We start from the raw sequence: 11,652 nt of genomic DNA, 5'->3' as shown, positions 1-11,652 counted from the left end.
GTGATTGTGGGTCTCTACCTTGAAACAGAGCGCCCATTGGCCGTCAAAGTCAATCACCCCGGCATTGTCCACAAAGACAGACAGGCACCACGGTTTGTCCAGCTCGCGGGTTGCTTTGGCAATCGTGCTCCTGAGCAGGTTGTCGATGGTCTGCCCACCCATGGATATTCTGCCCCGGAAGGTCTTGTGGACGCAGTGTTCTGACCAGGTCTGAGCCAGTGTCTCCAGTTCGACATCGGTGGGGTCCCGGCCCTGTTCACGATAGTAGTTAACGATGGCGCCAAACTCAGGGTCAGAGAAGCCGAACTCCCGTACCACCTCCGCAAGTCCGGTCTCGTCTGCTTCGAGGACAGTTACCCGGTTCAACTGGAACTGGTAGCGGGGTCTCTCTGAGAAAGGGACCGTGTCCGGCCCGACGATATGCTCGACAATCGGGTTGACCAGCAGTTTGCCGCAGATACTTTCAAGCTGCGCTTCATCGACCCTACCCTCGATGAGATACCGCTTCGCTGTCTTTACCGCACGAACACCCTCGATACGCAGGTCCCGGACAGCCTTCATCACTGTCTCTTCGACAGGGTCCACAACACCGGGGTTATAGGTCACTTCTACGACGTGGTGTTCGGCGGCAGTCTCTTCTCCGGTGGAAACAGTGGAAACGATACGGTACTGCTGGATTACGGGGTCGGCGAGGAGGCTCCGGCTTATCAGGTCCAGAGTGCCTGATTCGAGCTCCGCATCCAGCCAGTAGACATCGACTACGTGGACACTGGAAACAGTCTCAATCCCGAGGTCACGGATGTCCTTGACCAGACCCGTCCCACGGGCATCAGGAAGGTGGCTCTTGAGGCGAACTTCTATTCGGTGCACCGAGCAGCCCCCTATTACTACCGGCAGGGCGCCGTTAAATATAATGTTAGCAGAAACGCCGGAAAAACACTATCGGTTCTACTAACCCGCTACACTGATGACAGGCCGTTTCCTTACCTGTCATTGCGAGGAGCAGAGCGACGCGCCACTGAGTGCAGTGGCGCGTTGCCGCGCTTCGCTCGCAATGACAAACAGGACCGAAGGCGTACGTCTGCGGCTCCACGGGTGTCACCTGTCTATCCTGGCGACATCATCAGTGGCGTTCTGAGGAGCAGCCGCATCCTCGCTCAGGTCCGCATCCAGTCCCGACTCGGGATGTACGGATTCTTGATGGCAACTTCTTCATTCAACTCGACACCCAGCCCCGGCTTCGTCGGCGGGATGATATAGCCGTCTTCCCACTGGATGGGTTCATTGAGAAGCTCAGCGTGGAAACCGCCGAAGGTCTCGATGCTCTCCTGAATCAGGAAGTTGGGACTGCAGGTAGCGAGCTGGATATTGGCGGCGGCCTCTATCGGACCGCAGTAGAGATGAGGCGCAATCTGGGCATAGTAGGCCTCGGCCATACCGGCAATCTTCTTCGCCTCAAGAATCCCGCCGACCCTTCCCAGGGCCATCTGAAGGATGACGGCGGCCTGCTTGTCAAGCAGTTCCCGGAACTCATACTTGGTCGACAGGCGCTCCCCGGTGGCGATGGGAATACTCGTGGAACGGGCTACCCGAGCCATCTCGTCGCGGTTCTCCGGCGGGACCGGCTCCTCAAACCAGAGAGGGTCGTATGGTTCCAGCCTCTTGGCCAGACGGATGGCGCTGGAGGTAACCATCTGTCCGTGAGTACCGAACAGAATGTCACACCGGTTGCCAACGGCCTCCCGTACCGCCCTTACAACGGCTTCAGCATTATCCAGAGTTTCCAGGGAAAGCTGTACCGGGTCGTCCTCGGACATCGGTCCGACAGAGTCGAACTTGACCGCGGTGAAGCCCTGGTCGGCATAATAAACGGCCCTTTTAGCGGCGCGCTCCGGGTCGGTGTGGAGGTTACCTCGCACCGGGTCGTCCGGGGCAGGATAGAGGTACGTGTAGGACCGGACCCTTTCGTTATACTGCCCTCCGAGGAGATTGTATACCGGCTGGTCCAGTTCCTTGCCCACGATATCCCAGCAGGCCATCTCAAAGGCGCTGAGTATGCCCATCTTGGTAAGGTCGGGATGAAGGTCATAGCCACTGGTGTATACCGTGCGCCACAGCCTTTCGATCCGGAAAGGGTCGGAGCCAATGATAAGTCGCTCCCCGACACTCTCGATGAGTTGCGCCACAGCAAGGGGATTAAACGGCACACCATAGGCTTCGCCATAACCGACGGTGCCACCGTCCGTCACCAGTTTCAGGAATACCCAGTTCATTCCCCCGTGGTAGGGCGGTGGGTTCCCCACAATGAATGTCCTGACATCTGCTATCTTCATCGTTGTCCAGTCCTCCCGTTGATGCTTCCGACAGCATTATACACCATTACTGGCTGGTCGGAACACGGTTATTCTCGCAGAAGCTGAGAATACAGAGTTGGCGCTACACGAGGGTTGGAAGTAGCTGGCCGCTGCCATAAGCAGGACTAAGAGCCGAGCAGTTCGGTGACCACGGCGTTTATCTCCCGGCCGTCGGCCTTACCTTTGAACCGGGCAACCAGTACGGGCATTACCTTGCCCTTGTCACGCAGCCCTTCGGCACCGACCTCGGCAATGACAGTGCGCGCCGCGTCGACAATCTCCTCACGCGTGGCCTGTTTGGGCAGGTACTCCTGAAGAATAGCCAGCTCCGCCTCCTGCTGGTCAACCAGGTCCTGCCGGTTCCCCTGCTTGAAGGCCTCGATACTCTCTTCGCGCACCTAGGCTTCCTTGGCGATAATACCGAGGACATCGGACTCCTCAAGGGTAGCGCGCGTGGCAATTTCAGCGTTCTTGATAGCGGCCATCACCATGCGAATGACCGAACGCCTTGTGGTGTCGCCAGCCTTCATTGCCTTCTTCAGGTCACCGGTCAGTCTTTCTTTCATCGAAGCTCCTAATTCTGCCTGTACGTACTTACTTATCGTTTTTCTGGCGCTCCGGCGCTGCACCGGACTCCGTGGCTGCCTGCCGAAAGCACGAAGCTGTGCCCACACTGCATTATTTTAGATAGCACAGATGTCTCGTGTCAAGACGCTTGTCTTCCATCCTCACCCCCTGTGTCCCCCTCTCCTTCAAAAGAGAGGGGGAGTGCGGCTCGTACGAGCCGTACGGGGATAGGGTTACCCAGTTGTGCCGAGATTGCGTGCCACTGAAGACAGTGGCCTGTCGCTGAAACCGACGCCACGCCGGTACGCTCCTCGCAATGACGTCAAGGTTAATCATCCCGAACCGAACCCTGTCATTCTGAGATACGGACTATCAGTCATTGCGAACGAAGCGCGGCAATCCCGGTGGAAGTGTCAAATCACGCGATGCTGGCGTAAACGGAGGGCCTGTACTCCTTATAATGAAGTCAGAGCCGCCGGCTCAGTATCTCCCTGGCGGCAACCACGCCCGATGCCGACGCCTGGATTAGTCCACGGCTGACCCCAGCACCGTCACCGGCGGCGAACATGTTGCCCACTTCCGTCTCCAGGCCGGGGGTAAGCTGAAGACGCCCGGAGTAGAACTTGACCTCAACGCCGTAGAGCAGGGTATGATACGAAGCCACGCCGGGGATGAGCTTGTCCATCGCCCGGAGCATCTCCACAATTCCGGCAAGGTGACGGTAGGGCATCACAAAGCTGAGGTCGCCAGGAGTGGCACTCACCAGGGTAGGACGTACCAGGCCACGCTCGATACGCGCCGGTGTGGAGCGCTGGCCCTGCATCAGGTCACCGAAGCGCTGTACCAGCACCCCGCCACTGAGGATATTGGCCAGCCTGGCGAGATACTTCCCGTAGGCAATCGGCTCCCGAAACGGCTCGGTGAAGGTGGTACTCGTCAGGAGGGCGAAATTCGTGTTGTCACTCTTACTATCGGCATAGCTGTGCCCGTTTACCGTGATTACGGGGTCCGCTCCCCCGGTGGACTCCACGATAACCTCTCCGGCAGGACACATGCAGAACGTTCTGATACGGTCATCGAAACTGGGGGACAGGAACTCCAGTTTTCCCTCGTAAAGGACGTCGCAGAATTCCTCCATAACTGCCACCGGCACCTCCACCCTGACACCGACGTCAACGGGATTACTGTACATGGTCAGGCCGAGTCGCTGCGCTTCCCGGGACATCCAGTCGGCACCCTCTCTGCCCGGTGTCAGTACCAGGTAATCACACTCGAACCGGTCGCCGGCCTCGGTGGTTATCCCGCTTACACGGCCATCATCGGTGACCACTGTCTCTGCCACGGTACCAAGCAGGATATCCAGACGTGGTTCCAGGTGGTCCCGCATCGCCTTAAGCACAGACCGGCAGTGTTCTGTGCCGAGATGGCGCAGGGGCATCGGCGTCAGACGCAGTTCCACCAGCGACGCACTACGGACCAGCCCGTCAACCTCATCTCCCACACCGAAAAGCCTGTCCGAAGCACCGAAGCTGAGATAGACACCATCGACATACTCAATGAGGTCATCCGTCCTGTCCTTGCCAATGTAGTCGACCAGCCGGCCACCGACTTTGGATGAGAGGGTCAGTTTACCATCACTGAATGCCCCGGCCCCACCAAGACCACAGACAAGATTACAGGGTTCACACGCTGCGCAGGGGATATCCCGGTCACGCGCCGGGCACTGACGGCTATCAATGTCCCGTCCCTTCTCGACCAGCAGCACGCTCAGGTCGGAAGTCTTCACTACCTCCAGGGCGGCGAAGAGCCCCGCCGGACCACCACCCACAATGATGACATCGTACTTTTTAATCATGGCACCCGACAATGTCATTGTATTACCGGCGCCGTTTGGCGTCAAGGAAATGTTATACGGGTTCCAGGGCATTAGTGACACTCCAGTACAGGCCGATGCCGGTCACCACCGGAGAGTACGTGTGCAGATATTTATATGTGTGAGAAGCAGGCGATATCTATATGTGTGGGAAGGTTCGGCGGAGCCTGGTACCTGGCACTTTGCGCCATTCTCCTTGACAACTGCCAGTTGTCCAACTAGAATACCATCATGGACAATGATGCCACCAACCATGTCGGGGGAATACTCAAACAGCAGAGAATCAGCCTGCCATTAACCTTGCAGGAGTTGGCCAGCAAGGCAAAGGTATCAGCCTCACACCTGGGTCGCATCGAGAGGGGAGAACGGTTTCCCTCGGCTCACATCCTCCGGAAGATAGCGGCTCCCCTGGGCTTTGAGGAAAACGAACTCTTCACCCTGGCTGGATACCTCTCCACCCCGGCTTCCGCAACGGCGGAGCGAGTCCCCATCTATGCCAGTGGAAAGCTGGACCCATACGTGGCCAGGGTCCTGAGTCAGGAACCACCGGAGATACAGCGCGCCGTCATTGGGATTCTCACTATCCTGAGGAGTATCGCCAGGAACATGGACAAGTAGTGCCCACCGGGACCTGGTTCTCGGGTCTGCTGCGGGCTACCGCCGATACCTGGCAAGAGGACACGCAATGCAGTCGCCGGCAGACAACGTAAGCAAACAGGATAGCGAGCATGTAGACTTCGTGGCGGCGATTACCCATGAACTCAAGACCTCCCTGACCGCCATCATCGCCTCTGCAGAGCTGATAACCGACGAACTCCACGTGGCCGAGGGCAGCGTACAGTGGAGATTGCTCCAGTCTATCATCCGTAACGCCCACCATATGAACGAGAGAGTAACTTCACTTGCCGACATGCCCAGGCAACAGATGCAGGACTTCAAGTTCCATCCGGAACCTGTTGATATCACCGAGGTCATCCACAACGTAGGGGAACGAATCCATCCCAGGATTCAAAGCCGCAGGCAATCGTTGACTCTAGACCTGCCTGATTCGCTGCCTCCGGTAAGGGCTGACGCCGGACACCTGGAGCAAATTTTTCTCACCCTGATAGCCAACGCCAGCAAATTCAGTCCTGAAGAAGGGAGTATCAATATCAGTGTCTGGCAGGACGACCGGGCGAACCTGGTCACCCAGGTAAGCGATACCTGCGGCGGCATCCCGCCCGAGGAAGAGGAGCGGGTTTTCCAGGCCCACTACCAGATTCAGAAGAGTAATGGTAAGGGAGGGCTCGGGTTGACCATTGCCAGGTTCCTCGTTGAGCTTCACGGTGGGAAAATCTGGCTGGTAGGCCAGACCGGGCCGGGCTGCAGCTTCTTCTTCTCTCTACCGATAGCCAGGAGCGTGAATTGAAAGTAGTAGTCGTTGATGATGCGCCGGACATCGTCGAGGTTGTTTCCCTGTGTTTCCAGCTCCGCTGGAGTGGCGCGGAAGTGCTTCCCGCGAACGATGGGACCAGCGGACTGCAGCTTATCGAAGTGGAGAGTCCGGACATTGTTATCCTGGACATCAATCTGCCGGACATCGATGGGTTCCAGGTCATCCGTGAGTTGCGGCGCTTCTCACAGGTACCGGTGATAATGCTTACGGTTAAGGGGGAGGACGTCGATATCGCCCGCGGCCTCGAACTCGGAGCGGACGACTACATGGTCAAGCCCTTCAGCCACATCGAACTTCTCGCCAGGGTAGACGCGGTGCTGCGCCGCTCCCGGGGAGCGCCGGTCACCAGTGAAGAGCGCCCCTACATCGCCGGCAAGCTATCGGTCGACTTCGCCAGCAATGAGGTTAAGATTGACGGGCAGCCGGTGAAGCTTACTTCCACCGAGATGAAACTCCTCCGCCAGCTAATCAGAAACGAAGGACGCCTCCTGACCCATGAGAATCTGCTGGCCAAGGTGTGGGGGGAAGGCTACCAGGACACCAGAGACCTGCTCCGGGTACACATCCAGCACCTGAGACAGAAGCTCGGAGATAACATGAACTCGCCCACAATCATCGTCACCGAGCATGGCATGGGCTACAAGTTCGTCCGTCCGGCGAACGGCTAACCCCTCCGAAGCGTTCTATCCCCACCAGCGGAACTCCCGGACCTCTGAATGGGTCTCATCATCAGCCGCGTTTCCCCAGACCACCCCGCAAACATTATAAACAAACCTTTATGAAATCTTTATGATTTCTTTACGGAATGTTTAGGAACTTTATACCCGGCTTTACGGGTGCATGTTTTAATAATAGTGGATGGTAGAGCCAGACCTGTGAGGAAGCGGAGGGAATGAGCAGGATAAGCGTGTTTCTGTCTGACTGGCAGGTCTTGTTCCGCGAAGGTATCCACTTCACTCTATCCGGTGAAGAGGATATGGACGTCATCGGTGAATCAACCAGCAGCGATGAGGCCCTCAAGGCAATCCAGGCCAATCCTCCGAGGGTGGCTATCCTGAATGCGAACCACGCGGATTTTGCCGGCATCCGGGCGACACGATACCTCAGGCAGAACTTCCCTTCGGTGGCAGTGATGCTCATCATAGATAACCAGAACGAAGAACACCTGTTTCAGACGATGAAATCCGGGGCCAGTGCCTGTATCACCAAGGAAACCGACCCAACGGATCTGATTAACACCATCAGAGTGATTGCCCAGGGGAAACAACCCATCGCGGAGGCGATGCTGATACCGGGAATAGCGGTCCGGGTACTCGGGGAGTTCGAGCAATTTAGTACGATGAGTGAAATGGTAGATAATCTGCTACCCAGCCTGACGCACGGCGAGACGGAGATACTTCGCCGTATGGGCCAGGAAGGCTCTATCGAGCAGGTCTCGCGAGCTCTCAACATGAGCCGGGAGAATATCAGCGAAAACCTTGAGCGCATCCTGGCCAAACTGGTAACCAATGACCATATCCGGCAAGTAATGGCAGCGGCACAGGACGGCCACATGGCAAACGTCTTCCGAGCACGCCCCACCGGTCAGCCCGCCGAAGAGTACATCACCAGGGATGAGTTTGCCGCCTTCAGGGACAGCATCTGGGAACGTTTCCGGGCGGCAGTCGATGATATTAAATAACCCGCATTGCTGGTTTGACTTCGCTTATATTGAGACAGAAGCCCGGCCTATCTGATAGAGAAATAACCGATGGTATATATGGACGTGAAGCACCGCAGCAATATGTGAACCAGATCTGCATATCTTTAGAATCTCATGGTGTCATTTCCCGTAACCGATGGGCAGACGGGATTATCGGTAATTACTTAACGGGTAAGGCCTCATCACCTGAGCAATCCAACAAAGACGAGATTGCAGAACATCATAGCCTATCGGAACATAAAATCAAGCAAGTCTTGGAAACCTATCTAAGCACCCGTGGGTGGGACCCTACCGTAGCATGGGGTAAAAGTCACGGTCCCGATATCGAGGCGAAACGTGGCACGAAACGATGGATTATCGAGGTCAAGGGCTCGGGTTCCAGAGACCCAATGCGTGTTAACTATTTTCTTTACTCGCTCGGAGAGATACTACAAAGGATGCATGACCCAGAGTGCAAATACAGCGTTGCGCTGCCTGATATGAGGCAATTTCATGGATTGTGGGAGAAATTACCCGAATTAGCCAAGAATAGAACAGGGGTCACGGCATTATTTGTAAACTCAGCAGGGGGTGTGGCAGAAAATATTCATTGAAAGAACGTAAATGGGGCATTTAAAAAGGGGAAAGCTTGACCTCCTCATTGACACACTTTAACACCAGTGTTAATATAGACATTAAGGAGGTCGGTATGAGTAGGATAAAATCAATTGGAATGGCCGAGGCCAGGCCGAAACTCACCCAGCTAGTGGATGAAGTCTCCGGCGGCGGGGAGCCATACCTTATAGTCTCCGGCAGCCGGGTAAAGGCAGTTCTCGTCGGGATCAACCAGTATAACGATATGATAGAGCGCCTGGAAGACCTCTCTGACACTGCCAAGCTGCTCCAGGCCAAGATGAACCAAGAGCCGACAATGCCCTTTGAGGAGCACCTGACGAAGTCGAAAGAGTTGAAGAGCGGTGTATCGACTGGAAATTAGCCACACCGCCCACCGGCAGATACGCCAGCTACCAGCGCAAACCCAGGAGAGGATAAACAGGGCTATCGCTCACCTGGCTGAGAATCCCCGGCCGCCCGGTGCCAAAAAGCTAACCGCCAGAGACGGTTACAAGGTTCGTGTGGGGGACTACCGAATCCTTTTCCAGGTCGATGATGGGGCAAAGGTAGTCATAATTTATCGGGTGATGTCGAGAGGGGATGTCTATCGAGTTTAGACAGTCCGTGGGGACTTTAGTCGTAACTCTGGAGTTCGGCTTAATCAATTTCCAAACCAAAACTGGATAGTCCCATTATTGCTCGCCTCAACGAACTCAGGGAAGAAAAACGTAAAAAGGACGCAAGGGACGGGGCAGACTTTTAACAGGTCAGTTTTTAGGAGATTATTTCTACATTAACTGTTTCCACCTTCCAAACGACTGGGGAAAACAAAAAAGAGGATAGATCGGGTCATCCCCGGACTATCCTCTAAAAATGGGCATAAAAAAAGGCAAAGGAACCCCTATTACATTAGAGTCTCCCTTGCCTGTATTTTTCTACCCTTCGGTCTTCACTTGACTAGCTGATGGTGAAGCTTACCCCGCATAAACAAGAGTTTACCGCCCCGCCTGATGGTTTACTGGGCTTTAAAAGGGTAAGGCTTTCCCAACAGGGCATGTTTCCGCTCCGGCTAGGTGTAGACGGCTACCACCACCGCTTCCTTAGCATTGTGGGTATCGAAGAATACCACGGCAACCTTTCTGCCCAGGGCCATCTCCACCGCCGGTATATTGCGTGCCACAGGAACGCCCTCCAGGTATATCTTGTGACTGCCGGCAAGCTGGACGGTGGCAGTGTAGCCCCCGGAATCGAAATTTCTCAGTATTGCTTTTCTCAAACTCATTTCTCCTTTCCGACCTCCTTCAGATAGTCGACGACATCGACACAGACCGGCAGAGACGGGAAGACCACCTGAATTTCCGGAATCATGGGGCACTCCCCTCCCGACACCCTCATTACACTGCTCCCAGCAACAACCGCTGTTCGTACTCCCCTCGTTGCGGCCGGTAGACCAGCGCTATCGCTACCACCCTTCGTTTCACGGAGATCAGTCCGGCCCTCGTGTCTGTTATGTCAACAACATCGTACGGCTGCTGGCCGCAGTTTACCGGCACTCGAATCGTGCCGCCGACAGATTCCATCTCCGCCTCCCTCAGGTGGGCTCCCCCCCTATCTTCCGCCCGCGCCACCGTGTCCAGGTTCCTGTCCTCCACCTGAACCAGCCTGTCATGAAATCGCTTAATCTGGTCCCACTCAAAGGAATCGACGATTATTGCCCCGTCGCCCACCGGGTCGTAGCCCTCCACCTGGACCCGGTTGAGGGCCCAGGCTCCCGTACGATAGCTACCCTCGAATACGGCGTGGTCCTGCCCGTAGGAGTAGACCGAGCTGTCCGTAGACCGGGGATTGACTATGTAGGCCACGCTGCCTTCAAGGAACAACACATCAGGCACAAAAGACAGTAGTGTCCTGATGACTTCATCACCCCGGTTGCCGGGGTGAATGGCGAAGTCAGGATAGTAGCCGGTGATAACGGATGATGCGGACTTGACCTCGAGTTTAAGCCCGACCCTGGCGAGGACAAATCCCAGGATATCCTTGACTGACATCTCGTCGGAATCCTTGTTCCACCGGAACTGGTGCCTGGCGTGCCATCTTTCAATGGCACACCAACCATCGGGAGCGTGCAACACCAGGCAGGCCTTTCCTCCGGCGCTGGTATGCTCGTAAGCCTCCAGCCAGAAGGTAAGACCAGTGCTGACCTCGTTACCCTGCGAGGTGACGCAGCCGAGACCGAGCTCCAGTTGACAGCCCGTATCTAGAATTGCGAGTGTGCCCGTTCCCGGAGAAGCGTACTGTCCATCGTCATTCCTCAACTCTACCGTCAGCCCTCCGCTATCAGGACTGGCTTCCTGCCTGACCGACATGACATCATCGGTAAGCTCAATACTCTGCTCCGACAGTCCGGCACGCCAGACGCCCGCCGGGTTAGCCAGCCAGCAGTAGTCGCCGTGGTAGGCGATTGCCAGGCCGTATTCGATGGACAGGTCCAACGGCACCGGCTCCCGCCAGAGGCTGTCCGTATAGTCTGTATCCGGGACGGTGTGAGACCAGAAGGGACGAGTATAGGATTCGCTTCCGGTGAACTTCTCCACATAAAAACCGCGGTACACATCCGGCTTGTCCAGAAACGGGCCGGTATACTCGAAATCGCCGCCCGATGGCGCCGAGACCAGCTCCTTTAGAGCAGACCAGGTACCAGCAGAGACGTCACCACCGTCACCATAGACCAGTGACCATAGCTTGTAGTTGTCATCCGTGTCCTGCCCGGTGATAAGCAGATTCCAATCAGTATCATAAACCGCAGCCACGCCGGAGAGGTCACCGGTGGTCTTATCCCAGGCAGACCTGGACTGCCAGCTCCCGCCAACGTGCTTCTTGACGTAGAGCGTGGTACCATCGGCGAAGAAGATGGCCAGGTCACCATTAGGCTTGTAAGCGACAGCCAATCCTTTGATGCTGGTGGTGGGTGTGTAATCAATAAGCTCCGGGCTACCCCAGGTGGCTCCGTTATCGGTACTCTTTATACGCCTGATTTCCTTGCTGGAGTTTATCCAGAAGATGGAGACTTCAGCTCCCTGTGAAGCAGCAGCGACGACAACGCAGCCGTACTGGCCGGTGTAGCTCC

General features: G+C 56.1%; 11 protein-coding genes and 1 pseudogene. 6 read left to right on the top strand and 6 right to left on the bottom strand.

What is annotated here, in order from left to right; genetic code table 11:
- The 4 genes and pseudogenes from VMW13_07490 to VMW13_07475 form a co-directional block, all read right to left on the bottom strand.
- Positions 1 to 870 (bottom strand): phosphoribosylformylglycinamidine synthase subunit PurS (locus tag VMW13_07490; GenBank protein ID HUV44656.1); only part of this gene is annotated, 870 nt, incomplete at its 3' end.
- Positions 871 to 1,157: 287 nt separating this feature from the next.
- Entirely contained in the window at positions 1,158 to 2,333 is a 1,176-nt protein-coding gene (locus tag VMW13_07485; protein ID HUV44655.1) for a mandelate racemase/muconate lactonizing enzyme family protein, read from the bottom strand.
- A 146-nt stretch (positions 2,334 to 2,479) separates the two neighbouring features.
- A pseudogene (locus VMW13_07480) lies at positions 2,480 to 2,920 on the bottom strand (GatB/YqeY domain-containing protein).
- 467 nt (positions 2,921 to 3,387) lie between these two features.
- Positions 3,388 to 4,848 (bottom strand): NAD(P)/FAD-dependent oxidoreductase, encoded by a 1,461-nt coding sequence (locus VMW13_07475; GenBank protein ID HUV44654.1) that lies wholly within the window; start codon positions 4,846 to 4,848, stop codon positions 3,388 to 3,390.
- Positions 4,849 to 5,025: 177 nt separating this feature from the next.
- On the opposite strand from VMW13_07475, the gene VMW13_07470 reads away from it, so the two are divergent.
- From VMW13_07470 to VMW13_07445, 6 genes are all read left to right on the top strand, one after another.
- Positions 5,026 to 5,412 (top strand): helix-turn-helix transcriptional regulator, encoded by a 387-nt coding sequence (locus VMW13_07470; GenBank protein ID HUV44653.1) that lies wholly within the window; start codon positions 5,026 to 5,028, stop codon positions 5,410 to 5,412.
- Between the two features lie 67 nt (positions 5,413 to 5,479).
- Entirely contained in the window at positions 5,480 to 6,202 is a 723-nt protein-coding gene (locus tag VMW13_07465; protein HUV44652.1) for a HAMP domain-containing sensor histidine kinase, read from the top strand.
- Positions 6,199 to 6,897 (top strand): response regulator transcription factor, encoded by a 699-nt coding sequence (locus VMW13_07460; protein ID HUV44651.1) that lies wholly within the window; start codon positions 6,199 to 6,201, stop codon positions 6,895 to 6,897. The genes VMW13_07465 and VMW13_07460 overlap by 4 nt, the downstream gene beginning before the upstream one ends.
- Before the next feature lie 224 nt (positions 6,898 to 7,121).
- Positions 7,122 to 7,910, top strand: a complete 789-nt coding sequence (locus VMW13_07455; protein HUV44650.1) for a response regulator transcription factor — start codon at positions 7,122 to 7,124, stop codon at positions 7,908 to 7,910.
- Between the two features lie 709 nt (positions 7,911 to 8,619).
- Positions 8,620 to 8,907 (top strand): type II toxin-antitoxin system Phd/YefM family antitoxin, encoded by a 288-nt coding sequence (locus tag VMW13_07450; protein HUV44649.1) that lies wholly within the window; start codon positions 8,620 to 8,622, stop codon positions 8,905 to 8,907.
- The gene (locus VMW13_07445; GenBank protein HUV44648.1) at positions 8,888 to 9,142 is read left to right on the top strand and encodes a type II toxin-antitoxin system RelE/ParE family toxin; all 255 of its coding nucleotides are present in this window, start codon (positions 8,888 to 8,890) and stop codon (positions 9,140 to 9,142) included. Before VMW13_07450 ends, VMW13_07445 begins: the two co-directional genes overlap by 20 nt.
- 452 nt (positions 9,143 to 9,594) lie before the next feature.
- Here VMW13_07445 and VMW13_07440 read toward each other — a convergent pair whose 3' ends face one another.
- Positions 9,595 to 9,807 (bottom strand): hypothetical protein, encoded by a 213-nt coding sequence (locus VMW13_07440; protein HUV44647.1) that lies wholly within the window; start codon positions 9,805 to 9,807, stop codon positions 9,595 to 9,597.
- A gap of 112 nt (positions 9,808 to 9,919) precedes the next feature.
- The coding region (locus tag VMW13_07435) for a hypothetical protein (protein ID HUV44646.1) at positions 9,920 to 11,652 on the bottom strand (1,733 nt) is incomplete at its 5' end.

The sequence above is a fragment of the Dehalococcoidales bacterium genome (assembly GCA_035529395.1).
Classification (GTDB): domain Bacteria; phylum Chloroflexota; class Dehalococcoidia; order Dehalococcoidales; family Fen-1064; genus DUES01.
This window is presented reverse-complemented; position numbering and strand designations above follow the sequence as displayed.